Below are 26,991 nucleotides of genomic sequence, written 5' to 3' on the forward strand. Positions count from 1 at the left end.
GATGATTATGAAAAAAATTGTGGAACAAGGATGGCGTCCTGTGTTGGTCGTTATCCTTTTACTTATTTTGTGGGAAGCTAGCAGTCGTTTGTTTGCCATTCCAGCTTGGTTACTGCCATCACCATTGACCATAATGGAAGAAGGGTTAAGCAGCTGGTCTAATTATGCACATCATCTTGTCTCAACCACAAAGCTATCAATACTAGGGTTTGTAATTGGTACAAGTATAGGATTACTTATTGCTGTCTTATTACATTTGATGCCTCGTATACGGCAGGCGTTTTATCCATTGCTTATTCTATCTCAGAATATCCCGATCATTGTGTTGGCACCATTGTTAATTATATGGTTTGGATTTGGAGTCTTACCGAAATTATTTATCATTACCCTTGTTTGTTTCTTCCCGGTTGCGGTAGCGGCCTTGGATGGATTCCGTCAAACAAATGCCGAGATGAAGCATTATATGTACATGGCAGGCGCATCAAAACGGCAGGTTTTTTCGAAGCTAGAATTGCCACATGCGTTGCCGTCTGTATTTTCTGGTTTGAAAATATCTGCTACTTACAGTGTGATGGGAGCAGTCATTTCGGAATGGCTAGGTGCCAACAAGGGCATCGGAGTATATATGACATTGGCACAGTCCTCTTTTAGAACAGACCGGGTATTTGTAGCGATATTTTTCATCATGCTGTTATGTTTACTATTTTTTAGTTTCATTATTGCACTGGAAAAGTTTTGTATTAAAGGACGACCAGAACAGGAGGCGAAATCATGAGTGAACTTAAGGTAAGCGAGGTATCCAAGTCATTTGGGGAGAAAAAAGTTCTTCAGTCTGTTTCCTTTTCTGTAAAAGAAGGTGAATTTGTATCCTTGCTCGGGCCTTCTGGGAGTGGGAAAAGTACACTGTTTCATTTAATTGGCGGTTTATATACACCGGATGAGGGCGAATTTTATTTAGGTGGAGAAAACATTAACGGAAAGCGTGGGGAAATCAGCTATACACCACAAAGCCCTTCTTTGTTTCCATGGCGTACAGTCCTCGATAATGTCGTTCTCGGTGAAGAGTTACATGCAAAGCCTAATAAAGAGAGGGCAAGCGCCATGCTAGAGAGGGCAGGTCTTGCAGATTATATAAATGCCTACCCCCATCAGTTGTCCGGTGGTATGCGACAGCGCGCTGCTTTTGTTAGATCATTGCTAAGTCCGCAGCCTTTCATTTGTCTGGACGAACCATTTTCTGCCTTAGATGAATTTACAAGACTCGACATGCAAAAATGGCTGCTGTCCATTTGGGAAGAAAACCGTAAATCTGTTTTATTTGTTACACACAATATAGAGGAAGCTATTTACTTATCTGATCGAGTATTAGTGCTATCCAGCAACCCCGCCACATTGAAGCGGGAGTTCACAATTCCTTTCGAGCGCCCCCGTCGGGAAGACCTCGTGCTGACGGAAGAATTTTTGGATTGGAAAAAACAAATTTACCATGAGTTGCGGAGTGAAGCATAATGCGAGCTGTTATCGATGCCCATATTCATTTGGATATGTATACCAAACAAGAGCAGCAAAGGATATTGCAAGATTTAGATGATGCGAATGTGGCGGCGCTGATTTGTGTGTCGAACCACTTGCAGTCTGCTCAAAGGCTATTAGAGATAGGGAAAGAGGACGTGCGGGTAAAGCCGGCCATAGGTTACCATCCTGAGCAAGAATTGCCAACTGAGGAAGAACAGAAAGCGCTATGGGAATTAATTGATCAAGAACAACATAGATTCGTGGCAATCGGCGAGGTTGGCTTACCGTATTATATGCGAAAGGAAAATCCTGCATTAGACCTGAGCGCGTACATTAATCTTTTGGAGCGGTTTATCAGAAAAGCCGCCCAACTTAATAAGCCTATTGTGCTGCACGCTGTGTATGAGGATGCACCTGTTGTTTGTGATCTACTGGAAAAATATCAGGTGAAAAAGGCGCACTTTCATTGGTTTAAGGGGGATAAGCAAACAGTAGAGCGAATGATTAAAAATGGCTATTATATTTCCATAACACCTGATTGCATGTATGAAGCGGAAATTCAGCAATTGATTTCTGCTTATCCATTAGAGCAAATAATGGTGGAGACGGACGGGCCATGGCCGTTTGAAGGAGAATTTGAAGGTAGGCTCACCCACCCTCACATGCTGCATCGCATCGTTGAAAAAATAGCCTTTTTAAAAAGGATCGACATAGGGCAAGTTTATCTCCAGCTATATAAGAATACAAAGGAATTTTATAACCTCACAGATTAATGTGGGGTTTTTCTTATTGCTGGAGAGTGAATCGAAAGGGCGGTGAAGTGAAACGACAGCACTCCAAAGTTAATCGAGAATACCTCAAAGTGAAACGACAGCACCCCAAAGTGAATCGAAAATACCGCAAAGTGAATCGAGAGTGACGCAAAGTGAATCGAGAGCGCCCTCAAGTGAATCGACACCAAAACAGACACGCCACCCAACAAAAACCCAGCTCCATCACCACCCACGACACCTTCTAAAAAATTTCACCCTTATCCCTAAATTCCGCTAGGTTTTTTTGGTATAATAAAGTAATGGATTAAGTTAATGGAGGATTAACAATTTGTATACTACAATGAACGAATGGAAGCATATATTTAAACTCGACCCTGCCAAGGAAATTTCAGATGAACATTTAGAAATGATTTGTGAATCAGGAACGGACGCTGTGATTGTTGGCGGTACAGATGACATCACATTGGACGGGGTACTTGATTTGCTTGCCCGTGTCCGCAGATATACTGTCCCATGTATTTTAGAAATATCCTCAATGGACGCGATCACCCCAGGATTTGATTATTACTATATCCCTATGGTTCTGAATTCAAAAGAGAAGAAGTGGATGATGGATATCCAACATCAGGCGATTAAAGAGTTTGTCGACATGATGGAATATAGTGAGGTTTTGTTTGAAGGATATTGCATTTTGAATGAGGAAGCCAAGGCTTTTACCCATACAAACAGTTACTTGCCGGATGAAGAAGATGTCATTGCATATGCATATATGGCGGAAAAAGTCTTCCACTTACCGGTTTTTTATATGGAGTACAGCGGCAAATATGGTGACCCCGAGCTTGTGAAAAAAGTGAAGCAACAGCTTGATGAAACAAAGCTTTTTTACGGTGGAGGAATTGAGACGGTGCAACAGGCGCGAGACATGAAAGAGAATGCTGATGTGATTATTGTCGGCAATATTATATATACAGACATTAAAAAAGCAATAAAAACAGTAAAAGCGATAAAAGATAATTGAGTTAGGCGGTGGAAGTATGAGTCAGACAATGGATGACTTATTAAAAGGATTAAATAAAGAACAACAAGAGGCAGTGAAACATACAGAAGGCCCTTTGTTAATCATGGCAGGGGCGGGAAGTGGTAAAACACGCGTGCTTACACATCGAATTGCTTACCTACTTGGTGAGAAAGAAGTAGCAGCTCGCAATGTGCTTGCGATTACCTTTACGAACAAAGCTGCAAGAGAGATGAAGGATCGTGTCCGCAAACTAGTTGGCCCGGAAAGTGAGTATATGTGGGTATCCACATTCCACTCCATGTGTGTCCGCATACTCCGCAGAGACATCGATCGGATTGGCTATAACCGTAATTTTAGTATTTTGGACAGTGGGGATCAGCTATCTGTAATAAAACAGATTCTAAAAAACCTGAACATCGATCCAAAGAAATTTGATCCCCGAGCGATGCTAGGGCAAATTAGTGCAGCGAAGAACGAACTAATAACAGCAGCTGAATACAATAAGAATGTCGGTAATTTCTTTGATCGACAAGTCGGACAAATTTATGAATCATATGAAAAGATACTGAAAAAGAATCAATCTCTTGATTTTGATGACTTGATCATGCAGACGATTCATTTATTCAAACGTGTTCCAGAAGTCTTGGAATATTACCAGCGCAGATTTCAATACATTCATGTTGATGAGTACCAGGATACAAACCATGCCCAGTATTTTCTCGTTAAGCAACTTGCGAGTCGGTTCCAAAACCTTTGTGTAGTGGGGGATTCCGATCAGTCAATTTATCGCTGGCGTGGTGCAGATATTTCGAACATTTTATCCTTTGAAAAAGACTATCCAACATCACGGACCGTTTTTCTAGAGCAAAATTACCGTTCGACTAAGTCAATTTTATCTGCTGCTAATAAAGTGATTGAAAACAACTCTGGACGAAAACCGAAGAATCTTTGGACGGAAAATCCGGACGGGAAAAACATTCACTACTTCCAAGGGGCAACAGAGCAGGAAGAAGCGCTATTTATTACAGATAAAATTCAAGAGCTGACCCGCCGCGAAGGTTTCTCGCCGGGGGATGTGGCAATCTTATATCGTACCAATGCGCAGTCCCGTGCGGTCGAGGATACGTTAATGAAATCAAATATCTCTTACCAAATGGTTGGAGGTACAAAGTTCTATGAGCGAAAAGAAATTAAAGATATGGTAGCCTATCTGCGCCTTATTACAAATCCTGATGATGATTTGAGCTTTGAGCGGGTAGTAAATGTACCGAAGCGGGGTATTGGAAAAACATCTATCGACCGTTTGCGTGAGCACGCTGCTGCGCATGATATCTCCTTTAACGAAGCGGTAAAAGAGGTAGATTTCACAGGTGTTTCCAAGAAGGCAGCCAATGCTTTAGCGCAGTTTGGCCAGCTCATCCAATCGCTTTCCCAGCAACAGGAATTTCTAACTGCTACAGATATGGTTGAAGCGGTCCTCGAACGGACAGGCTATGAAGAAATGCTGAAAAACGAGCGTACCATTGAGTCACAAAGCCGTCTGGAAAACTTAGAAGAATTTATGACAGTAACAAAAGATTTTGAAGCAACCGCAGAAGATAAAACATTGGTCGCGTTTCTTACAGATCTTGCTCTAATTGCAGATATTGATCGTGTTGATGAAGAAGACCCGGATAATGAGGAAAAGATAACTTTAATGACCTTGCATGCGGCTAAAGGATTAGAGTTCCCTGTCGTCTTCTTGATTGGGATGGAGGAAAATGTCTTCCCACATAGTCGTTCCATGTTTGATAACGATGAAATGGAAGAAGAGCGCAGACTCGCCTATGTAGGAATTACGAGGGCGGAACAGCAACTTTATTTGACACATGCAAAAATGCGTACCTTGTATGGTCGTACAAACATGAACCCGATTAGCCGTTTTATTAGTGAAATCCCTGAAGAATTAATTGAAGGCATTGAACAAGCGAAGTCGTCTATGTTTGGTAGCCCTCTCGGCCAACCAAAAGATAAACCTGCACCATTAAAACGGAAAGCAGAGCGCATGCAAAAGACAACGGGTGCCGAAAGTGAAACATGGGGACCAGGAGACAAAGCAAATCACAAAAAATGGGGGACTGGAACTGTCGTTAAAGTGCAGGGTGAAGGGGAAGCAATGGAACTGGATATTGCCTTTCCTGCACCAACTGGAATTAAGCGAGTTCTAGCTAAATTTGCCCCAATTACGAAACAATAGGAGGTGCTTGGATGGATCAACAGCAAGCACAGAAAGAAATTGAAGCATTACGAGAAGTATTAAATCAATATGGTTATGAGTATTATGTGTTAGATAAACCGAGTGTTCCAGATGTGGAGTATGATCAAAAGCTCCAGGAATTGCGCAAATTAGAAGAAGAATTTCCTGAACTTGTTACCCAGGATTCGCCTACTCAAAGGATAGGCGGAGAACCACTGGAAGCTTTTCAAAAGGTAGAGCATAAAGTACCGATGCTTAGCCTCGGAAATGCATTTAACGAACAGGATTTGCGAGACTTTGCTAAGAGAGCAGCACAGGGAACAGATGAACCTGTCAGCTTTGTCTGTGAACTTAAAATTGATGGGCTCGCCATTTCCCTTACTTATGAGAATGGAAAGTTCATCCTTGGCTCTACGCGCGGAGATGGGTCAATAGGTGAAAATATCACAAGCAATTTAAGAACGATCCGGAGCATTCCTTTAACGATAAAGGAAAAAGAAAACCTGGAAGTTCGTGGAGAAGCCTATATGCCCCATAATTCATTCCTAGCTTTAAATGAAGCAAGGGAAGAGAATGAGGAAGAGCCATTCGCCAATCCACGCAATGCGGCAGCAGGGTCACTAAGACAATTAGATCCAAAAATTGCTGCTAAGCGTAACCTTGATATCTTTTTGTATGGTGTAGGGGAGTGGAATAACAGTAACCTGACAAGTCATAGTGATAGACTCAAAGCGTTAAGCAAGCTTGGTTTTAAAACAAATCCAGAATGGAGAAAATGCGAAACCATCGAGGAAGTGCTCGAGTATGTTGAATACTGGACAAACGAGCGTCCCAATTTAAGCTATGAAATAGACGGGATTGTCGTGAAGGTTGATAATCTTGATCAGCAAGAAGAGCTTGGTTATACAGCAAAAAGCCCTCGATGGGCTATTGCATATAAATTCCCGGCAGAAGAAGCTGTAACGAGATTAACAGACATAGAATTGAGTGTAGGACGAACAGGTGTAGTAACACCTACTGCCATCCTAGAAGCTGTAAAAGTAGCTGGTACCACAGTAAAAAGAGCTTCCTTGCATAACGAAGACCTGATCCGTGAACAGGATATCCGTATAGGAGATACGGTGGTCATTAAGAAAGCTGGCGATATTATTCCGAAAGTAGTACGTGTACTTACTGAAAAACGTACAGGTGATGAAGAAGAATTTCACATGCCAACAGAATGTCCAGCATGCGGAAGTGAGTTAGTGCGACTGGAAGAGGAAGTGGCCTTGCGCTGCATTAACCCCAATTGCCCTGCTCAACTGAAGGAAGGGCTCATTCATTTTGTCTCCCGCAATGCGATGAACATTGATGGACTTGGAGAAAAGGTGATCATCCAGCTTTTCCAAGAAAACTTAGTAAAAACCATTGCGGATATCTACCGCTTAAAACGTGAAGCATTACTTGAACTCGAACGAATGGGCGAGAAGTCTGTTGACAATTTGCTTCAGGCAATTGAGGTGTCAAAGGGTAATTCACTTGAAAAGCTATTATTTGGTCTTGGGATACGATTTGTTGGTTCTAAAGCAGCCAAAACGCTTGCTACAGAATTTGAAACAATGAAGAATATTCAACAAGCAACCTATGAAGATTTGATCGCTGTAGACGAAATCGGCGATAAAATGGCTGATTCGATCGTTCAATATTTCCAAGAGGAAAAGGTAATTAATCTACTCGACGAGCTTCGAGAGCTTGGTGTTAATATGGAGTATAACGGGCCGAAACGTCCAGAGGCAGATGAAGATTCGATATTTGCAGGAAAAACGATCGTTCTTACTGGGAAAATGGAAAAATTCACTCGGACGGAAGCAAAAGAACGGATTGAGGCAAAAGGCGGATCTGTAACAGGAAGTGTTAGTAAAAAAACAGATATTCTGATCGCCGGTGAAGATGCTGGGTCGAAGTATGACAAAGCACAGAAGCTTGGCATCACGATATGGGATGAGCAGGAATTAGAGACTGCTCTTGAGAAATAGGGGAGTGTAAGGAAATGAAAAAATGGACCATATGTCTGCTGGGCGCACTTCTACTTATTACGGCATGTTCACCGGATACCAATGAAGAAGTCGTGCAAGAAGAGGATACGCAACAAGAAACATCGATTGTACCGAGCTACCAGCTTTCAGATGAAAACTATAAAATGATACTTCCATATGAGCCTAGCAAGGCAAGGGGTGTTATTGTAAACCAGGTAGCAAACCGTATGGATATTGATGAAATGGAAGAAGGATTGCGGAGGCACTCCAAAGAAGTGTATGATCCGAACAAGTACTTCTTCCAAGAAGGACAGTATTTAGATGAAGATACAGTTTATGATTGGTTAGGCCGGGAATTGACCGAAAGTCAATTAGAAGAGGCTGTAGCAGATAGAATAGACTATCTAAAGGAAAATGAAATGACGGTAAATGAGGAGAATATTCGCCGTGAATTCCAATTAGGTTTAAACCCACCAATTGAAGATGAATACAATCAAGAGGAGCAGGAAGCTAATCCAAAATATCTTTCCCATATTCTAGAACATAACTTTTTATCAAAGAATGAAGATAACACAGTTAAGCTAGAAGGAATTTCAATTGGTCTTGCAATGAAATCAGTTTACCGTTTCCAGACTAAAAAAGATGGACCTTATAGCTATCTAGATATCTCTCAAAGTGAGATGATGGAACAGGCCACAGTCATTGCAGAGAAAGTGGTAAAACGTATTCGCAATATGGAAGGGCTTGAAAATGTTCCGATCATGATTGCAGTATATAGAGAGCAGGAACGTAGCTCCCCAATTCCAGGGAATTATGTAGCAAAAATGAATGTAGCCGGTGGAGAAACATCATTGAGCGATTGGGATAACATAAATGAGCAACATATTTTATTCCCATCAGATGAAGGTAAGAAAGAATACTTTGATGATCATGAATTAGTAACCAGCTTTGGTAATGAGATTGCAAATTACTTTCCTAACTATGTAGGTATTATAGGAGAAGGCTTCTATATAAATGATGAATTAAAGAAGTTGACAATTGAGATTCCTATTGAGTTTTACGGAAAAGCCGAGGTAATAGGGTTTAGCCAATATGCGTATGGACTTGTGCAGGATATGTTTGAGGATTATTATGATCTCGAGTTGATGATCACCTCAAGCGATAAAGTAGAAAGTACAATCTTTCGTGAGGCTGGATCCGATACACCAACCGTTCGTATTTTCCATTAAGAAAAAAGATTCGTTGAAGTCTGACAATAAATGGGGTAAAATAAGGGGTGGACATGCGCCACTCCTTATTTTTTATGTTTTTTAATAGATAATAATTTTAATCTTTAGAGTGTCTAGCTCCGAGCGACGACAGTTACGTCTAAACGGACGCTTTAAGCTTTTCCTTTGAAAACGCAATCAATAAGGAGAATAGGATAATTTTTAGGAGGTTTTAATATGGTAGTACCTTACAAACATGAACCTTTTACAGATTTCACCGTAGAAGAAAACAGACAGCAGATGCTTGAGGCTTTAAAAAAGGTGGAAGCCGATCTAGGTAAAGAATATCCACTAGTAATTGGCGGAGAGCGTATTACAACAGATGACAAGATTGTATCTGTTAATCCAGCCAACAGAGAAGAAGTAATTGGATATGTGTCCAAAGCAAATAAAGAGCTTGCTGAAAAAGCAATGCAAACTGCTGATAAAACATTTGAAACATGGAGAAAATCTGATCCTAAATTCCGTGCAGATATTCTTTTCCGTGCAGCGGCTATAGTTCGTCGCCGTAAGCATGAATTTACTGCACATCTAGTAAAAGAAGGCGGAAAGCCATGGAAAGAAGCTGACGCTGATACTGCAGAAGCTATTGACTTCATGGAATATTATGGCCGTCAAATGCTAGAATTAAAAGATGGCGTGAAAATTAATAGCCGTCCTATAGAATTTAACCAATATAATTATATTCCACTTGGTGTAGGTGTCGTAATTTCCCCGTGGAACTTCCTATTCGCTATCATGGCAGGAACAACTGTTGCAGCAATGGTAACTGGAAACACGGTATTATTAAAACCAGCAAGTGCTACACCAGTAATCGCTTATAAATTAATGGAAGTATTAGAAGAAGCTGGCTTGCCAGCTGGTGTCATTAACTTTATTCCTGGTCCAGGAAGTGAAGTCGGTGACTATCTTGTTGATCACCCACGTACACGTTTTGTCAGCTTCACGGGCTCACGTGATGTTGGGACCCGTATTTTTGAACGTGCTGCCAAAGTACAAGATGGCCAAAAATGGCTAAAACGTACCATTATCGAAATGGGTGGAAAAGATACGATTGTAGTAGATAAAGAGGCAGATCTTGAGCTTGCAGCACAATCTATCGTGCAATCAGCATTTGGCTTCTCTGGTCAAAAATGTTCTGCATGTTCTCGTGCCGTTATTCATCAAGATGTTTACGATGAGGTGAAAGATCGTGTAGCTTCTCTAACTAAAGAACTTTCTGCTGGAGATCCATATGATAACTCTCACTTTATGGGGCCAGTTATCGATCAGGGAGCATATGATAAGATCCTAGATTACATCGAAATTGGTAAAAAAGAAGGCGAGCTACTTGTCGGGGGAACTGGCGATGATAGCAAGGGATGGTTTGTGAACCCTACTGTATTCGCAGATCTTAAACCGGATGCACGTATCATGCAGGAAGAAATCTTTGGACCTGTAGTTGGCTTAACGAAAGCAAAAGATTTTGATGAAGCAATCGAAATTGCTAACAACACGGATTATGGCCTAACAGGGGCTGTCATCACAAATAACCGTGAGCACCAAGAACAAGCTCGTCAGGATTTCCATGTAGGAAACCTTTACTTTAACCGTGGATGTACGGCAGCAATTGTTGGCTATCAGCCATTTGGTGGCTTTAACATGTCCGGTACAGATTCCAAAGCAGGTGGGCCTGATTACCTAATTCACCACATGCAAGGAAAAACCACATCCGAAATGTTTTAATGATAAGAAAATAGTCACATGAACTCGATTAGCCCCCTTTCTAGCAAAAAAATGCTCAGAAAGGGGGTTAATTTTCCTCTCTCAGGAAAATAGGAAAGTTTTTAGGTCGATAATCGCTATAAACGCCTATATATTTTCCCAATATGAATTATCTGAAATTATGTTATAATAAGACTACAGAAGGCATTAAATATTAGTAGAGGATAGGGTGGGGTGAATTGATAGAAATAGGATCCTTTATCAAGCTGCAACGGACAAAACAAGAGATGACACAGGGAGATTTGGCTAAAGGTATCGTATCATTATCCTATTTATCAAAAATTGAAAACTTAAAAACAGAGGCAAGTCCTGAAATCATTCAAATGCTCTGTACACGCCTGGGTATTCAAATTGATAACTCACTCGATGCCACGATCCAGGAAAAATGTAAGAAATGGTACAGCATGCTTTTTGAAGTGAATGATAAGAAGGATATCATCGCTACATACAACGAGATACAGAATTTAATGGATACCAACCTTACCGAAAGCCTACTTCTATTTGAAATCCACAAGATTAGATACTATCTAATTCTAGGAGATTTTGACGAAGCATTAATCAAGATTAACGAACTAAATGAAATCTCAGGGACATTTGATAACTTGCATTTGTTTTATTGGTATAAGTTTAGAGGGAACTATTGTTCCGTATTGACTGACTTTAGTACAGCAATTTATTTTTACAAGCTAGCAGAAGAAAAATTAAACAAAATAGAATTGGAAGAACATGAGATAGCAGATCTTCAATATACTATTGGTGTAACGCATAGTAAGCTAAGAAATACATTAGAAGCTATTGATTATTCTAATCGAGCTTTAGAAGTATTTATGAAGCAATACAATTTTATCCGTTGTGCTCAATGTCACATCATTTTAGGAATCTCCTATAGGAGAATTCGAATGTATGACAAAGCCATAAAGAATTTAAATTTAGCGCTTCATTTAGGTCAACTAAGTAATAAAAATCAAATTATATTACTAACACATCAGAACTTAGGTCATCTTTACTCAACAAAAGGTGATCCAAAAGAATCTATCAAACATTTTCAAGAGGTAATTCAGGATGATACAGCACAAACGATTGATAATTTAAACTCAGTAGCTGCTTTGGTGAGAGAGTATTATAATATTCAAGATTATTCAAACGCTTGGAAATTTGTGGAGCAAGGGCGAGAGTTAATTAGACAAGATAGTGATAGGGAGCCTTATAGCAAGCATTATTATTATGTGATTAACACATACAACTATTTGCTAAATGATGAATTTGAAAAATTTGAGAAGTTTGTAATTCAAGAATTCATCCCGTATTTAAATAAGCAAAAGGATTTTGCTACGCTGAGTGTATATTCCGAATTACTCGCTAATCATTATGAGAAGTTTGGTAAGTATAAAAAAGCTTCAAAATATTATCAAGTGGCTAATTTTGCCTACAAGCAAATTACTAATATATAAAGACAAGAAAGGAGGATATAATTATGAAGAAATTAATTTCTGGAATTTTAATTGGTGCTGTCCTTTTCTCTGGCTATATGTTCACGCAGCAAGTTGATACAGCTACTGGTGGGGAAAGAGAGCCAAGTGTACTTTCAATTCAACAATCAAGTTTTTTTTAAGCTAATGTGATAATTCTTTACAAGAATTAGTCAGTAATTTTATACCCTATTACAAATATGATAGATTTGCCCGGGATAGTGTGGAAACTATGCTGGGCTTTTTTTGTTCATTATTTCCTGATGGGATCTTAAAGTCAGATGCAATTTTCCAAGCAAAAATGCCAACCTAACAACAACGTCTCAAAAGTTAAAAATCTATAAAATTAACGAAATTTACCTGTTGAATTCCTGTTTATTACAAAAAAACTAAAAAAATTTTGTTGTAATAAATAGCGCGCATACTAAAGAATACAGTCGGTAAAGCCTAAATAACTAACTAAACCTTTATTAATTCGTTCAAACCTTAGTAAATAAAGATTAAAACGATTATATGAATGTATACGATGTTTGGTTCTTAATGAAAGTGTATGGATAAGTTGAAACGAAGTACTGGTCCGCTTGAAATTGACAAAAATATATGAAACCATAGTCTTTGTGTTTTGTTTCATCGATAGACAGATGAATGAAGTACGGAAACGAAAGGGGAGCAATACATGGAATACGCAATAACTGGTGCAACATGGTTTTGGTTGTTTGTGCCAATGCCAGTTGTACTTTTGGCATCCGTTATCACAATGTTTACAGAGAGGGGAAAGTAAAACGTGGGTCTAACAACACTAATAACATTTATCGTATATCTACTAGGAATGCTTGTAATTGGACTAATCATGTACCGCATGACAAATAATCTATCGGATTATGTATTGGGCGGTCGTAATCTTGGACCTGGGGTCGCTGCCTTAAGTGCAGGTGCTTCAGATATGAGTGGTTGGTTGTTACTTGGTTTACCAGGAGCAATTTATGCATCTGGAATGTCAGAGGCATGGATGGCAATCGGACTTGCTGTCGGAGCGTATTTAAACTGGCAATTTGTCGCCAAACGTTTACGCATTTATACAGAGGTAGCAAATAACTCTATTACAATACCGGACTTTTTAGAAAATCGTTTTAAAGATAAGTCACATATTCTTCGTGTTATCTCCGCATTGGTAATACTACTATTTTTCACATTCTATACATCTTCAGGTATGGTGGCAGGTGCGAAACTATTTGAGGCCTCCTTTGGTCTTAGCTATGATTCTGCACTTTGGATAGGGACAATTGTGGTAGTTTCCTATACGTTGCTTGGAGGTTTTCTAGCAGTAGCATGGACGGATTTCTTCCAAGGGATCCTCATGTTCTTAGCACTTATCGTCGTGCCTATCGTAGCACTGAATCAAATGGGTGGTTGGTCAGATGCAGTTCAAGCTGTGGGAGAAATTGATCCAAGTCATCTGAACATGGTTCAAGGTGTCGGCATAATGGCGATAATTTCCTCACTAGCATGGGGGTTAGGATATTTTGGTCAACCGCATATTATTGTTCGTTTTATGGCATTACGCTCACCAAAAGACGTTCCAAAAGCAAAGTTTATTGGAACAACATGGATGATTCTTGGGTTATATGGTTCGATCTTCACTGGTTTTGTCGGACTTGCATTTATTAGTACACAAGACGTATCGGTGCTAAGCAACTTGGGGATTCAAGTCACAACAGAAAATGGATTACAGGTGCTTGCAGATCCGGAAAAAATCTTCATCGCCTTTTCACAAATTCTTTTCCATCCTGTAGTGGCTGGTGTCCTCCTTGCGGCAATACTATCAGCGATTATGAGTACAATTGACTCTCAGTTGCTTGTTTCATCATCTGCTGTGGCAGAAGACTTTTACAAGGCTATCTTCCGAAAGAAAGCAAGTGGAAAAGAACTTGTATGGATTGGTAGAGTTGCAACTATAATCATCGCGCTGATTGCTGCACTCATTGCCATGAACCCGGAAAGTTCTGTGCTAGAACTTGTAAGTTATGCTTGGGCAGGTTTTGGAGCAGCCTTTGGACCGATTATTCTCTTATCCTTATTGTGGAAGGGAATTACGCGAAATGGTGCGCTTGCTGGTATTTTAGTAGGAGCCATAACGGTTATTGTATGGGGAGAGTTTCTCTCAGGAGGATTATTCGATCTATACGAAATCGTGCCAGGGTTTATCTTAAACGTAATCGTAACTTTCATAGTCAGCTTATTTGGTTCCAACAAACCAGAAGTTGTTGAGGAATTTGATAAAACAGCTACATTAATGAAGGAATAAGTTTAAAAGGGCCGTCTCTTTTCTATAATGAAGAGATGGCCCTTTTAAAATTGATTAAAAGTTAATTCACTCCAGCCGCTACGTGGGCCCGGAGGATCCGGGTCATGCCGACGTTGACCTAGGATGGATCGCTTTTAGTCGGCGTTCCCTTGTAGGTGCTCTGCGCTTTTGGTGTCATCTAGCTCCGAGCACCAAAAACTAGGCTGCTTCGCGAATCGCCCTACGATAAGTCATCATCGGTTCGTTCCTCACCGTGATTCCTTTATCTCAGTTGATTCACTCCAGCCGCTACGTTTTTTAACGGTACTCTGCGCTTTTGGTGTCAATATTTGATTATGGGTGGTTGGTTCTGCTATTATCAATAGTGTTATACTTAGAATTAAGACAGGTATGTACTTACAGGTTTTACACGAAGATGTAAATAATGAATAACATTATAAATAGGAAGAGGGAGGGCTAGTTCATGGCAGATATCTCTAAGGATCAAGTAAAACATGTTGCGCATTTGGCAAGGCTTGCCGTAACAGATGAAGAAGTGGACAAGTTTACTGAACAGTTAAGCTCTATTATCACGTATGCAGAACAATTAAATGAATTGGATACAGACGGGGTAGAACCAACGACGCACGTACTGGACTTGAAAAATGTATTACGTAAGGATGAGCCAAAGGAATGGATTACACAGGAAGAAGCATTGAAGAACGCTCCTGATAAAAAAGATGGCCATTACCGTGTACCATCAATCTTGGAGTAGGGAGGGAAATACATGTCATTATTTGATTACACTATAAAAGAGTTAGAACAAAAGCTACATAATAAGGAAATAACCATTGAAGAGCTTGTTGATACGTCGTATAAACGAATTAATGAGGTAGATAGTGAAGTACATGCCTTTTTAACATTAAATGAAGAGGCGGCTCGCAAACAGGCGAAAGAACTAGATGAAGCAGAGGACAAGTCTGCAGCTCTATTCGGTATGCCGAGCGGAATTAAGGACAATATCGTAACAAAGGCATTACGCACTACTTGTGCAAGCCAATTCCTCGACAATTTTGACGACCCTTTATACAACGCAACTGTCGTTGAAAAGCTAAATAAAGAAAAGACTATTACAATTGGAAAACTCAATATGGATGAGTTTGCGATGGGTTCATCCAATGAGAATTCCAGCTACGACCCTACACGAAATCCTTGGAACACGGATTACGTACCAGGTGGTTCTAGTGGTGGATCAGCCGCAGCGGTAGCAGCAGGAGAAGTGTTATTTTCACTTGGTTCTGATACTGGTGGTTCTATTCGACAACCTGCAGCATTCTGTGGAGTGGTTGGGTTAAAACCAACTTATGGCCGTGTATCTCGTTTTGGATTGGTTGCATTTGCTTCTTCTCTTGATCAAATTGGACCGATCACACGTACAGTAGAAGACAGTGCACGCGTGCTAGAAGTTATTGCTGGTCATGATCCAATGGATTCTACCAGTGCGAATGTTGAAGTGCCAGCATATACAGAGGCACTTACCAATGACGTGAAAGGCTTAAAAATTGCGGTTCCAGAAGAATATCTAAGTGAAGGTGTAACACCTGAAGTACGCGATTCTGTCATGGAAGCACTTAAAGTATATGAAAACTTAGGAGCTACATGGGAAAAGGTGTCCTTGCCACATTCGAAGTATGCCGTAGCTACCTACTATCTCATTTCATCTTCTGAAGCTTCTGCTAACCTTGCTCGCTTTGACGGTGTTCGTTATGGTGTACGTTCAGAGAATGCGGACAATATGATTGATATGTTCAAAAAATCCCGTAGTGAAGGGTTTGGCGATGAAGTAAAACGCCGTATCATGCTCGGTACGTTTGCACTTAGCTCAGGTTATTATGATGCGTATTATAAAAAGGCTCAAAAAGTACGTACGTTAATTAAAAATGATTTTGATAAAATCTTTGAAGATTACGATGTTGTTATTGGCCCAACTACCCCGACACCGGCATTTAAAGTCGGCGAAAAAGTGGACGATCCTTTAACAATGTATGCGAATGATATCTTAACCATCCCAGTAAACCTTGCTGGCGTACCGGGTATCTCTGTGCCATGTGGTTTCTCTGAACAGGGCTTACCGATTGGCCTGCAAATCATTGGGAAACATTTCGATGAAAGTACGGTCTTCCGTGCTGCCCATGCATTTGAAAAAGCAACAGATCATCATACGAAGCGACCTCAGCTGGGAGGTGCCAAATAATGAACTTTGAAACAATAATTGGCTTAGAGGTGCACGTTGAACTAAAAACAGATTCAAAAATTTTCAGCCCAAGTACAAATGAGTTTGGAACAAATCCAAATACGAATGTGAACCCAATTGACCTCGGGTATCCTGGTGTTCTCCCGGTTCTAAATGAACAGGCAGTAAACTTCGCGATGAAGGCTGCAATGGCGCTAAATTGTGAGATCGCTACAGATACGAAATTTGACCGAAAAAACTACTTCTATCCAGATAATCCAAAAGCATATCAGATCTCTCAATTTGATAAGCCAATTGGCGAAAATGGCTGGATTGAAATTGAAGTGAACGGCAAGAAAAAACGTATCGGGATCACTCGTCTGCATTTAGAAGAAGATGCTGGAAAACTAACGCACGGCGATGATGGCTATTCCTATGTGGACTTTAACCGTCAAGGAACACCGCTTGTAGAGATCGTATCGGAACCGGACATGCGTTCACCAGAAGAAGCATATGCCTATCTTGAGAAACTTAAAAGCATTATCCAGTACACAGGCGTATCTGATGTGAAAATGGAAGAAGGCTCTCTTCGTTGTGATGCCAACATTTCGTTACGTCCAATTGGGCAAGAGCAATTCGGAACGAAAGCAGAATTGAAAAACTTAAACTCCTTCAGCTATGTACAAAAAGGTTTAGAGTTTGAAGAGAAACGCCAGGAGAAGGAACTTCTTACTGGAGGAGAAATCCTGCAGGAAACACGTCGCTATGACGAAAAAACAAAAGAGACTATTCTTATGCGTGTAAAAGAAGGTTCTGATGATTATCGTTACTTCCCGGAACCAGACTTAGTACCACTTTACATCAATGAAGCATGGAAAGAACGCATCCGTAACGAAATCCCTGAGCTACCAGACGCGAGAAAAGCACGTTATATAACGGAACTGGGGCTCTCAGAATACGATGCTTCTGTCTTAACTAGTTCCAAGCAAATGGCTGACTTCTTTGAAGAAGCGGTTAACAGTGGCGCAGATATGAAGCAAGTGTCCAACTGGTTGATGGGCGAAGTATCTGCCTATATGAATAAGCATTATAAGGAATTAGGCGATTTGGCTATAACGCCAGAGGCATTAGCTAAAATGATTAACTTAATCGAAGATGGCACTATTTCATCTAAAATTGCGAAGAAAGTGTTTGCTGAATTAGTTGAAAATGGTGGAGATCCGGAGCAAGTTGTAAAAGATAAAGGGCTTGTCCAAATTTCTGATGAAGGACAATTGCGTGAAATTATTTCTAGTGTCCTTGCAGATAACGAACAATCGATTATCGATTACAAGAATGGGAAAGATAAAGCAGTTAAATTCCTTGTCGGTCAGGTTATGAAAGCAACTAAAGGACAGGCAAACCCACCAATGGTAAATAAAATTTTGCAAGAAGAACTAGACAAAAAATAGATCCGAACAACTACTGGACTGCCACCAAGCATTTTACATTTCTTGATGGTAGTCCAAATTTTTATCAAGACCCCTTTTCAAATCGTGAGAAAAGGTCTATGATATTGGTTGGACTTAAAAACAAAAAATAGTGACCATTATATATAGCAATGGCCCTGCACATATGTAGCAATGGGGGGAAAAGAAATGAAGAAAGCGAGAATCATTTACAATCCAACTTCCGGAAGAGAGGCTTTCAAAAAAGAATTGCCTTATGTCCTAGAGAAGCTGGAGACGGCCGGTTATGAAACATCTGCACATGCAACAACGTGTGAAGGTGATGCGATTGAAGCAGCAAGAGCAGCTGTTGAGAGGGGATATGAATTAGTTGTGGCAGCCGGTGGGGATGGCACAATTAACGAAGTGATCAATGGTATAGCAGAAGAAGATCATCGTCCTAAGCTGGGTATCATACCAGTTGGTACGACAAATGACTTTGCTAGAGCCTTAAATATTCCTCGCGATATAAAAAAAGCAGCTGATATTATCGTGAACGGCAGAACCAAGTTCTTGGATATTGGAAAAGTAAATGATTATTTCTTTATGAACATTGCCGGTGGCGGGAAGCTGACAGAATTAACATATGAAGTACCAAGTAAACTAAAAACGATGCTCGGCCAACTAGCATATTATATGAAGGGGATTGAAATGCTGCCATCCCTTAAGCCTACAAGGGTAAAAATTGAGTATGACGGCACCGTTATTGATGAAGACATTATGCTCTTCCTTGTAGCCAATACAAACTCCGTTGGTGGCTTTGAAAAGCTAGCTCCAGTCGCTAGCATGGATGACGGTTATTTCGACCTTCTTATATTAAAAAAAGCAAACCTAGCAGAATTTATCCGGATTGCAACACTCGCACTCCGTGGAGCACATCTAGAAGATAAGCATGTTATTTATACAAAAGCAAAGCATATTAAAGTAAGCACAGAAGAAAAAATGCAACTTAACATTGATGGAGAGTTTGGTGGATTACTTCCAGGAGAGTTCATCAACCTGCAGCAGCATATTGAATTCTACGTGCCAGATGATTTTACAACTGAGTGATTATGTAGAGAGAAGATTACTTAATGGGTAGTCTTCTTTTTATTTGGTTCATCTACTGGTAACATAATGAAAATGTGAATCCAGTAGAAGATATGATAAGATAAGAACCACATACTATGAACGTAAAGGAAGATAGAAATGGGAAAACAGGAAGTACCTGTAAAGAAAAATGAAACAATAACCCTAACCTTTGAGGACCTTACACATGAAGGTAATGGTGTAGGCAAGGTGGACGGTTATCCCTTGTTTGTACCATATGGCCTTCCAGGTGAAGTAGCAACAGTCAAGGTTGTAAAAGCAAATAAAAACTTCGGATTCGGCAAGTTACTAGTAGTAAAACAATCAAGTGATCAGCGAGTAGAGCCGCCTTGTAATGTTTATTATCAATGTGGTGGCTGTCAGCTACAGCATATGAGCTATGATCTGCAATTGCAAATGAAGCAAAACCAAGTAAAAAGTGTGATGCGTAAAATAGCTCATCTTGACCACGTGCCAGTTCATCCAACTCTCGGAATGGAAGACCCTTGGCGCTACCGTAACAAAGTGCAAATGCCAGTTGGCGAGCATGATGGTGAATTAATTACTGGATTTTATCGCAAACGTAGCCATGACATTATTTCAGAAATGGAAACTTGTGTCATCCAGGACGAGCTAAATGATCGGTCTGTCCATGCCGTACGAAGAGTAGCAAATCGGTTAGGCATTAAAGCATATGATGAAAAAGCAGACCGCGGTGTTCTGCGCCATATTATGGTCCGAACTGGTAGAGAAACCAATGAAACGATGATCGTACTCATCACTCGAACCGACAAACTTCCACATCAAGAGGAGTTAATTCGTGAGCTAACGGAAACGTTCCCTCATGTTAAATCCATCGTTCATAACGTCAACAATAAACGTACGAATGTGATCCTTGGGAGAAAGACAAAGGTTATTTGGGGAGAAGAATACATTTACGATACGATCGGCGATATTAAGTTCGCCATTTCAGCAAAATCGTTCTATCAAGTTAACCCACCTCAAACAAAGGTGCTCTATGACAAAGCGTTAGAATATGCACAGATTGGTACAGACGATATAGTGGTGGATGCCTATTGTGGAATTGGAACGATCTCCTTATTCCTCGCACAGCAAGCCAAGAAAGTGTACGGCGTTGAAGTAGTGCCAGAGGCAATTAGTGACGCGAAAATGAACGCGAAGCTAAATGGCATCACCAATGCTGAATTTGTTGTTGGAGAAGCGGAAAAAGTCATGCCTTGGTGGAAAGCACAAGGACTACGCCCAGACGTTATCGTCGTCGACCCTCCACGCAAAGGTTGTGAAGTAGACTTCCTACAAGCCATGATTGAAATGGAACCTAAGCGTATTGTGTATGTTTCTTGTAACCCTTCTACTCTAGCTAGGGATTTAAGCATTTTAGAAGACGGTGGCTATGAAACGAAAGAGGTTCAGCCTGTTGATATGTTCCCGCAGACAAATCATGTGGAATGTGTGACGGTTCTGGAGACAAAATTGTCTAACTAAAATAAACACCTGACAATTAAAATAAACATTTGCTATTCCGGCCCTGATTTCGTAAAAATAAACATTTGCGAATTCGGGGTCTTTTTCGTCCAATCCCTTGTCCTGCCTGTCTTATCTCGATTTTATTCTTTCTTCTGTTATCGCAAAACTTTATTCCAAATACGGAAAAAATGGTGGAAAAACAGGTGAAAAAGAGGCCAAAAACGTCCATTTTTGAACCAAAAAACGTCCAAAATAGATGATTCGTAGCAAAACTTTATTTTAACTTGAACGGTGGAATGCGGGTTGGAAGGGGGAGTTTTCGGGGATGTTTATTATGGTTGTACAGAAAGTGTCCAACTAAAATAAACACTTCGTGTAAGCATTATAAGTTTTTAGGTAGTTGCTGAAGGCCAAGCCTCTGGTAATAATTTTGTATATAAGACAAAAAAGGCCTCGAAATATCAGAGGCCTGTAATTCCTTTCATTTTATATACCGTTTAGGATTTAATTTGTATTTGCTGTATAATTCCCCTTCGAAACTCTCTGTAAATAATTTAATCGACTCTATAAGAGAGTCAGTTTTCGCTGTCGCAATTATTTGACTTTGCCCCCATGGCGAGGAAATAAAATACTTGTTATCAGAAGCAACAAACTTTATTAAAGGATTATCTTCATCTTCGACCTCAATAGTATTATAATAAAAACTTCCATCTAATTTATTTCTAAACCATTTCTTCACCTGAATATAAAATTCAAGTAGAGCTATTTCTTCTGAGAAAAATAATTCATTATTTATCCTTATATTCAACATCCCTTGAATGTTGTAGACATTAGAATAATCTTTCTTTTTCTTATAGTCGATATTAAAAATATCACTAGTTAATTTAAAACTTATATTTATTTGACTGGATGTGTTGTCCATATTTCTCCGTTCGCCCCTATTACTATCTTAATTTTTGTTTGCCCTTTTGTTCCAATTTTCTTTCCAAGATTTTTAGTTACAACAAAAGATAATATGTCATTATCATTCAGGGTAAAAGAGAAGTCTTTGGAGTTTAATGCCTCTTCCATCCATCTTTTAACAGTACTTTGACTACTCGTATTAAATTTTGCCCATCTTCCACCAGTAGAGGTCAAATGTTTGGATTTCACTGTAAAACTACCAATTTTTTTAACAGCTTGTTTTGTTACATATCCCTTAAATGTTTTTAAAGATAAGTTTTTTTCCGTATTTTTTTACTAGTTTTTTTATACCAAGTTTACCTGCAAAACTTATTAATACTGCCACAAGTGGGGCTACTGAAGCACGCATTTCGGTTGAGTCATAGTGATACGAAGTACCATTATTTTGGTCAACAAAAGCAGCTTTAAAGTCTTCACCATTTATTTCTGTGATAATAACATCAACTGATTTCTTTTCTTTTTTTCCATTAATCTCGTTGTCTATTTCCACGTCAAAAACAAGTTCCTCGTCTTCTAAATTTAATTCCAGATTATTTTCTATAGATACATTATTGTTGTCTAGTGTGTAATTTATAATTTCTCCATTTTTTTGAATAGTATTTTCTACTTTTACAGCAGTACCTTCATTAAAACGCTGGTTTTCAATTCATAGTGGGGATCCACTTCTTGCCCAATCTTTTCAGTTTCATTACTAAATATGTAATTATTATAGTTCACCTGAGCATTAGCATTCTTGCTGATAACACTAACTAGAATTTCTAGTAATAAATTCTCCGGTATATACCTTTTTAATAGGAGTTTGTTTTACTCCATTAACCTTATTTACTAAGTGATTCACTAAGTCATTAGACATATCATGAAGACGATTACAAATGGTAGAAATTTGTGGATTAGTAACTAATGAGATTGGATGATTATCAAAACCAACTATTGATAACTGTTGTGGTATTTGAATGTTATTTCTAACAGCCGATCTTATTAATCCAGCGGCAACGAAGTCACTTCCAGCAAGAATACCATCTAGTTCTAAATTATCCTTAAAGAGCTTCTCACCTAATATGATTCCATCTTCTATAGTTGATATCTCGTTAAAGAGAAAGTCTATATTATAATTTAATCCTTTTTTATTGTGAGCTAAAATAAATCCCTTTAATCTTGCTTGTTGTAAAGGAGAAGAAATGTTGTCTGAACAAAAGCCTAATTTCGTAAATCCTTTACTTAGGAGGTGCGATGTTGCTTCCATCGTTACCTCTTCTTCATTTAAACAAAAGACATCAAAATAGTCTCCATCATAATTCTCATTACAAGCAACAACTAAATTATCTCCTGTACATTCAGCGATTTCCTCCTCTGACAATGCAGAGGAAGTTAGAATAAGGGCATCAAATTCTTTTCTCTGAAGCTGAGTGTATACCTCTCGCTCTACATTTTTGTCTGAAAAGGTTTGATGAACGACAGTTTTAAATCCACTTTTATAAGATTCAGCAGATATGTATCTAACCAATTCACTAAAATAAGGATGCTGTAGATCAGGGATAAGAATAGCGATACACTTTGTTTTCCTTTGACGAAATTGTTTAGCAAGAGAATTTGGAACATAATTATGTTCTTGCATAACTTTTATTACTTTGCTTTTTGTTTCAGCTGATACATAAGACTGATTTGAAATAACCCGAGAAACTGTTGATTTAGACACACCACTTAGTCGAGCAATATCATATATAGTTACCATTTTGCACCTCTAAAAAAGTATTGACATGGGACCAATCCCAGGAATTATATTATAACAAAGTAAAACAATGGGGTGATTAATAGTGAATTATAAAATAAATAAATCTTTTTCAACTTCTGGTGATGTAAACTATCTAATCTTTTTTGATTTTGATGAAACTTATTTCCCTCACGATTGTACAAAGGAATTATTGGATAAATTATGTGAAATGGAGGAGTACCTTAATAATCTCGTTCAGAAAAGATGTGTCAAAATCGGTTGGGTAACTGGAAGTGACCTAAACAACATTGTTCATAAAATGGAGCGGGCAAATATTACTTATGGTCCTCATTTTATAGCAAGTAACTTAGGTACTGAAGTATATAATGTAAGAGAAAATGGAGAATTGATAATTAATGAGAAATGGAAAAAGAGATTGAGGAAAGCTAATTTCTCAAACTACAAAGTAAAAGAACTTATTAGTGAATTGTATAATGTATATAAAATAAAACTTGTAGAGCAAACTCAGTTTGGACAAAAACGTTATAAGTTTAACTACTACTATTTTGAAAATTCCAAGCCGCAAAGCCAATATGATTTAAAGATAATTAGACATTTAGCCAAAATAAACGGTATAGGAATAAATATAAACCGATGCAATCCAAAAGCAGGAGACCCTGAAGGTGCATTTGATGTTGACTTTATTCCTCTTAATACCGGAAAAAAAGAAATAGTAAGGTTTATGATGAACTATTATCAAGTCCCTTTAGCTAACACAATTGCTTTTGGTGATAGTGGTAATGATGTAGGGATGTTAAAGACAGTAAAACACGGCTATTTATTAGGAAACGCCACCGAAGAGGCCAAGAGATTACATAATAAAGTAACAACATCTCAATATTCTAGTGGGATACTAGAAGTTCTTAAAAAACTCTTCTAAAGGATAATGGGCAATCGACCAAAGGAAACCCATTATTTTAAAAAAGAGAATCCATACCCGATAAAAGTAAAATTCCCCTTTTAATGATTTATCTGGGTCAAAAAATGAGCGGTTACTTTTGTTACTAGTAGAGGATAAAAGAAAATAGGTTATAGAATATTGTTTAACATCGCACCTTAACAAATGTTATCGCCCAATCAAAAAAATGTGGCAAAACATTCTTGTGAACAGGAATCTGAAGATTGACTATGAGACAACATGGATATGTCGATCCATAAAAAATAAATATGAATATAAACGGTTGATGAACAACGCCGAAACCTCTTTAAGGGGCTTCGTCCTTATAGGAAGCAACTATACGCTCGTTTTATGGATGGATAGTTGCTTCGTTCAATATTCCCTCAATCCCTTAGTGTCTTCATGAGCTATCCATTTCCTATTAGTAGTTTTCTAACTGTAATGCCATCCCGAAATTGCTATAGCCCCAAACTTTTATCATTACTCTTACGTCAATTATAAAAAAGAACTTAACAACACAACTTCAATTTGTTGCAACAATTATTTGAATGAAAATTCCTCGTTGCTTGAATTATTGGAGTCGATGAAGACACTTTTAGCAACCTTTAAAAATTCTTTAACAGCTGGAGATGCTTCAGAGATTGAAGAGCAAGCTAATGAAACTTCACGGTAATTTAATAAATTTAGATTTCCAACTTTGATATTTTGCTGAGTTTTTAAAAACAATTCCGGTCCGATTGTGATACCAAGTCCTTCTTGTACCATATTAGCAATGGTATTGCAATCATGTACTTCAAAACGGATAAACGGTTTAATTTGTGCTTGTTTAAATAACTCCTCTACATGTGATTGGTACATTCCTGTTGGCATGATGAAAGGTTCTTTCTCGATATCGTGCATATCTATTGTATCTTTATGAAGGAATTTGTGCTCGGCATGAAAGGCTACAACCATTTTATCCTTTATGAGAGGAACTGTATCAAATTCAGTATTTGATTCGACTTCTACAACAAACCCAATGTCAATAATTCCAGATAGCAACCATTCTGTTATCTCTTCATATGTACCTTCATAAAATGTAAATTCAATATTAGGGTGTTTTTTTTGGAATTTCACAAGCAATTTTGGTAATAAACAGGAAGAGGCACTGGCAAAGGTACCTATACGAATTGTTCCTGTCTCTATGTTTGTTGATAACGAAATCTCTTGGTTAATAGTTTCCAATCTATTCAATACTTCTCTTATATGCGGGATAGTTTTTTGTCCTATTTCAGTAAGTGATATCCCTTTTTTACGGTCACGAATTAATAATGAAATTCCCCATTCCGTTTCTAAACTAGAAATAGCATGGCTTACTGCTGATTGTGTCATATTTAATCTTTTAGCAGCTTTGGTAAAACTCCCTAACTCTATTACTTTAGAAAAAACCTCAAATCGAACAATACTCATGAGTTATAACTCATCTCCTTCATCAAAATTATCAATTTTACTAATGGTAGCATGACCCTTAAAATGAAATCAACTTGTTAAATACTAAAGGAGATGTACATTTTGCAAAAAAATATTAATGAAGTAATTATTATTCTATTATCTTTAGGAGCCTTTGTAACAGGAACAGCAGAGTTTGTTGTTTCGGGTATATTAGGAATTATATCTTCTGATTTAGATATATCTATCTCAACAGCAGGACAATTAATAACCGTATACTCGTTATCTTATGCGATTGGGGCGTTGGGTCTTGTTATGTTAACGGCAAAATTTGAGCGGAAAAAGGTGTTATTATATTCTATTATCACTTTTATAATAGGTAATGTAGTCGCATTCTTTAGTTATAATTATTTCTTATTAATCCTTTCTAGGGTCATTATGGCAATGAGCGGTGGACTATACATAGTCGTTGCGACAAACTATGCCGCCCAAATTGCTACAATAGAAAAAAAGGGTAGTGCCATAGCAACAGTTATCACTGGTTTTACTGTATCATTAGTACTTGGTGTGCCTATAGGGACATTTTTAGCTGCTTATTTGGACTGGCATTATATTTTTCTGATCATTGCTGTCTTTACAGTTCTCCTATTATTATTACTTTACAAATTATTACCTAGTATAAAGGGAAGTAGGCCCGTGCCATTTAAACAACAAATTAAAGTTATCAAGGATAAACGAGTAATCACTGGGTTAACAACTACTATCTTTTGGATATTAGGGTATACGATGGTATTTGCTTATATTTCTCCGTTATTAAGTAACAGTGCAAACTTTTCTATAGAAATGACTAGCATTGCATTATTAGTTTTAGGCACTTTTGCTTTTCTAGGATCACGTTTTGGCGGATATGCTGTTGACAAGTGGGGACCAAATCGAACGATATCCATTAGTTTGTTAGTTCATGCAATTTCTTTGTTTGTATTAACAGTTACACAACATTCCATAATAGGAGTGTTTATAACGTTGGCAGTATGGGGTGGAGCGACTTGGACAACAACACCTGCAAAGCAATTTTATTTGATTTCACTAAAACCACAATCATCTGAAACCATACTAAGTTTTAATACTGCTTTAATGAATATTGGGATGATGTTTGGTTCAGCTTTAGGGGGGATCCTTATACAATATACAGATATTATAAATTTAAGTTGGGTTGGCGGATTATTTGTAATTCTAGCTTTCATTTTTATAAATTATTCATTTAATTTAAATAAATTAAATCCAAGGAATACTAAATAGCGTGTTTTGGCACT

General features: G+C 38.5%; 23 protein-coding genes. 18 read left to right on the top strand and 5 right to left on the bottom strand.

Annotated features, from left to right (window positions below):
• The first annotated feature begins 7 nt into the window (after positions 1-7).
• The 16 genes from AC6CHS_RS16170 to rlmD all read left to right on the top strand — a co-directional run bounded on the left by AC6CHS_RS16170 (position 8) and on the right by rlmD (position 20,636).
• Entirely contained in the window at positions 8-775 is a 768-nt protein-coding gene (locus tag AC6CHS_RS16170; RefSeq protein ID WP_498237686.1) for an ABC transporter permease, read from the top strand.
• Positions 772-1,509 (top strand): ABC transporter ATP-binding protein, encoded by a 738-nt coding sequence (locus tag AC6CHS_RS16175; RefSeq protein WP_498237687.1) that lies wholly within the window; start codon positions 772-774, stop codon positions 1,507-1,509. The genes AC6CHS_RS16170 and AC6CHS_RS16175 overlap by 4 nt, the downstream gene beginning before the upstream one ends.
• A complete protein-coding gene (locus AC6CHS_RS16180) occupies positions 1,509-2,288 on the top strand; it encodes a TatD family hydrolase (RefSeq protein ID WP_498237689.1) in 780 nt (259 codons plus the stop codon). Before AC6CHS_RS16175 ends, AC6CHS_RS16180 begins: the two co-directional genes overlap by 1 nt.
• Before the next feature lie 340 nt (positions 2,289-2,628).
• Positions 2,629-3,306: a heptaprenylglyceryl phosphate synthase gene (pcrB, locus tag AC6CHS_RS16185; RefSeq protein ID WP_498237940.1), complete on the top strand. Its 678-nt coding sequence runs from the start codon at positions 2,629-2,631 to the stop codon at positions 3,304-3,306.
• A gap of 16 nt (positions 3,307-3,322) precedes the next feature.
• The gene (gene pcrA, locus AC6CHS_RS16190) at positions 3,323-5,542 is read left to right on the top strand and encodes a DNA helicase PcrA (RefSeq protein ID WP_498237691.1); all 2,220 of its coding nucleotides are present in this window, start codon (positions 3,323-3,325) and stop codon (positions 5,540-5,542) included.
• Between the two features lie 11 nt (positions 5,543-5,553).
• Entirely contained in the window at positions 5,554-7,557 is a 2,004-nt protein-coding gene (gene ligA, locus AC6CHS_RS16195; protein WP_498237693.1) for an NAD-dependent DNA ligase LigA, read from the top strand.
• A 14-nt stretch (positions 7,558-7,571) separates the two neighbouring features.
• Entirely contained in the window at positions 7,572-8,786 is a 1,215-nt protein-coding gene (locus AC6CHS_RS16200; protein ID WP_498237695.1) for a CamS family sex pheromone protein, read from the top strand.
• A 216-nt stretch (positions 8,787-9,002) separates the two neighbouring features.
• Positions 9,003-10,550 (top strand): L-glutamate gamma-semialdehyde dehydrogenase, encoded by a 1,548-nt coding sequence (gene pruA, locus AC6CHS_RS16205; RefSeq protein ID WP_106895853.1) that lies wholly within the window; start codon positions 9,003-9,005, stop codon positions 10,548-10,550.
• Between the two features lie 218 nt (positions 10,551-10,768).
• On the top strand, positions 10,769-12,040 hold the full coding sequence (locus tag AC6CHS_RS16210; protein ID WP_498237697.1) for a helix-turn-helix domain-containing protein: 1,272 nt from the start codon (positions 10,769-10,771) through the stop codon (positions 12,038-12,040).
• 23 nt (positions 12,041-12,063) lie between these two features.
• On the top strand, positions 12,064-12,201 hold the full coding sequence (locus tag AC6CHS_RS16215) for a hypothetical protein (RefSeq protein WP_238020260.1): 138 nt from the start codon (positions 12,064-12,066) through the stop codon (positions 12,199-12,201).
• 641 nt (positions 12,202-12,842) lie between these two features.
• Positions 12,843-14,363, top strand: coding sequence for a sodium/proline symporter PutP (gene putP, locus AC6CHS_RS16220; protein WP_498237699.1), 1,521 nt, complete (start codon positions 12,843-12,845; stop codon positions 14,361-14,363).
• Positions 14,364-14,826: 463 nt separating this feature from the next.
• Complete coding sequence (gene gatC / locus AC6CHS_RS16225) at positions 14,827-15,117, top strand: Asp-tRNA(Asn)/Glu-tRNA(Gln) amidotransferase subunit GatC (protein ID WP_036577287.1); 291 nt, start codon at positions 14,827-14,829, stop codon at positions 15,115-15,117.
• Between the two features lie 12 nt (positions 15,118-15,129).
• A complete protein-coding gene (gene gatA / locus AC6CHS_RS16230) occupies positions 15,130-16,596 on the top strand; it encodes an Asp-tRNA(Asn)/Glu-tRNA(Gln) amidotransferase subunit GatA (protein WP_498237701.1) in 1,467 nt (488 codons plus the stop codon).
• Entirely contained in the window at positions 16,596-18,026 is a 1,431-nt protein-coding gene (gene gatB / locus AC6CHS_RS16235) for an Asp-tRNA(Asn)/Glu-tRNA(Gln) amidotransferase subunit GatB (protein ID WP_498237703.1), read from the top strand. Before gatA ends, gatB begins: the two co-directional genes overlap by 1 nt.
• 186 nt (positions 18,027-18,212) lie before the next feature.
• Entirely contained in the window at positions 18,213-19,112 is a 900-nt protein-coding gene (locus AC6CHS_RS16240; RefSeq protein ID WP_036577290.1) for a diacylglycerol kinase, read from the top strand.
• A 138-nt stretch (positions 19,113-19,250) separates the two neighbouring features.
• The gene (rlmD, locus tag AC6CHS_RS16245; protein ID WP_498237705.1) at positions 19,251-20,636 is read left to right on the top strand and encodes a 23S rRNA (uracil(1939)-C(5))-methyltransferase RlmD; all 1,386 of its coding nucleotides are present in this window, start codon (positions 19,251-19,253) and stop codon (positions 20,634-20,636) included.
• 463 nt (positions 20,637-21,099) lie between these two features.
• Here rlmD and AC6CHS_RS16250 read toward each other — a convergent pair whose 3' ends face one another.
• The 4 genes from AC6CHS_RS16250 to AC6CHS_RS16265 form a co-directional block, all read right to left on the bottom strand.
• Complete coding sequence (locus AC6CHS_RS16250) at positions 21,100-21,540, bottom strand: DUF7878 domain-containing protein (protein WP_498237707.1); 441 nt, start codon at positions 21,538-21,540, stop codon at positions 21,100-21,102.
• Complete coding sequence (locus AC6CHS_RS16255; RefSeq protein WP_498237709.1) at positions 21,516-21,770, bottom strand: hypothetical protein; 255 nt, start codon at positions 21,768-21,770, stop codon at positions 21,516-21,518. Before AC6CHS_RS16255 ends, AC6CHS_RS16250 begins: the two co-directional genes overlap by 25 nt.
• 46 nt (positions 21,771-21,816) lie before the next feature.
• Positions 21,817-22,227, bottom strand: coding sequence for an SAR2788 family putative toxin (locus AC6CHS_RS16260; protein ID WP_498237941.1), 411 nt, complete (start codon positions 22,225-22,227; stop codon positions 21,817-21,819).
• Positions 22,228-22,326: 99 nt separating this feature from the next.
• Positions 22,327-23,313, bottom strand: coding sequence for a LacI family DNA-binding transcriptional regulator (locus AC6CHS_RS16265; RefSeq protein WP_498237711.1), 987 nt, complete (start codon positions 23,311-23,313; stop codon positions 22,327-22,329).
• 82 nt (positions 23,314-23,395) lie between these two features.
• Here AC6CHS_RS16265 and AC6CHS_RS16270 point away from each other — a divergent pair, with 82 nt between their 5' ends.
• Positions 23,396-24,232, top strand: coding sequence for an HAD-IIB family hydrolase (locus AC6CHS_RS16270; protein WP_498237713.1), 837 nt, complete (start codon positions 23,396-23,398; stop codon positions 24,230-24,232).
• A 558-nt stretch (positions 24,233-24,790) separates the two neighbouring features.
• Here AC6CHS_RS16270 and AC6CHS_RS16275 read toward each other — a convergent pair.
• Entirely contained in the window at positions 24,791-25,699 is a 909-nt protein-coding gene (locus tag AC6CHS_RS16275) for a LysR family transcriptional regulator (protein WP_498237715.1), read from the bottom strand.
• Between the two features lie 93 nt (positions 25,700-25,792).
• Between AC6CHS_RS16275 and AC6CHS_RS16280 the strand changes: the two genes are divergently transcribed.
• Positions 25,793-26,977, top strand: coding sequence for an MFS transporter (locus tag AC6CHS_RS16280; protein WP_498237717.1), 1,185 nt, complete (start codon positions 25,793-25,795; stop codon positions 26,975-26,977).
• Positions 26,978-26,991 lie beyond the last annotated feature (14 nt).

This window comes from Oceanobacillus sp. GQ8, from assembly GCF_059758495.1.

Coding starts and splice junctions, on each gene's coding strand:
- AC6CHS_RS16170 (WP_498237686.1), top strand. CDS start 8: ATGAAAAAAATTGTGGAACAAGGATGGCGTCCTGTGTTGGTCGTTATC.
- AC6CHS_RS16175 (WP_498237687.1), top strand. CDS start 772: ATGAGTGAACTTAAGGTAAGCGAGGTATCCAAGTCATTTGGGGAGAAA.
- AC6CHS_RS16180 (WP_498237689.1), top strand. CDS start 1,509: ATGCGAGCTGTTATCGATGCCCATATTCATTTGGATATGTATACCAAA.
- pcrB (WP_498237940.1), top strand. CDS start 2,629: ATGAACGAATGGAAGCATATATTTAAACTCGACCCTGCCAAGGAAATT.
- pcrA (WP_498237691.1), top strand. CDS start 3,323: ATGAGTCAGACAATGGATGACTTATTAAAAGGATTAAATAAAGAACAA.
- ligA (WP_498237693.1), top strand. CDS start 5,554: ATGGATCAACAGCAAGCACAGAAAGAAATTGAAGCATTACGAGAAGTA.
- AC6CHS_RS16200 (WP_498237695.1), top strand. CDS start 7,572: ATGAAAAAATGGACCATATGTCTGCTGGGCGCACTTCTACTTATTACG.
- pruA (WP_106895853.1), top strand. CDS start 9,003: ATGGTAGTACCTTACAAACATGAACCTTTTACAGATTTCACCGTAGAA.
- AC6CHS_RS16215 (WP_238020260.1), top strand. CDS start 12,064: ATGAAGAAATTAATTTCTGGAATTTTAATTGGTGCTGTCCTTTTCTCT.
- gatC (WP_036577287.1), top strand. CDS start 14,827: ATGGCAGATATCTCTAAGGATCAAGTAAAACATGTTGCGCATTTGGCA.
- gatA (WP_498237701.1), top strand. CDS start 15,130: ATGTCATTATTTGATTACACTATAAAAGAGTTAGAACAAAAGCTACAT.
- gatB (WP_498237703.1), top strand. CDS start 16,596: ATGAACTTTGAAACAATAATTGGCTTAGAGGTGCACGTTGAACTAAAA.
- AC6CHS_RS16240 (WP_036577290.1), top strand. CDS start 18,213: ATGAAGAAAGCGAGAATCATTTACAATCCAACTTCCGGAAGAGAGGCT.
- rlmD (WP_498237705.1), top strand. CDS start 19,251: ATGGGAAAACAGGAAGTACCTGTAAAGAAAAATGAAACAATAACCCTA.
- AC6CHS_RS16250 (WP_498237707.1), bottom strand. CDS start 21,540: ATGGACAACACATCCAGTCAAATAAATATAAGTTTTAAATTAACTAGT.
- AC6CHS_RS16265 (WP_498237711.1), bottom strand. CDS start 23,313: ATGGTAACTATATATGATATTGCTCGACTAAGTGGTGTGTCTAAATCA.
- AC6CHS_RS16275 (WP_498237715.1), bottom strand. CDS start 25,699: ATGAGTATTGTTCGATTTGAGGTTTTTTCTAAAGTAATAGAGTTAGGG.
- AC6CHS_RS16280 (WP_498237717.1), top strand. CDS start 25,793: ATGTACATTTTGCAAAAAAATATTAATGAAGTAATTATTATTCTATTA.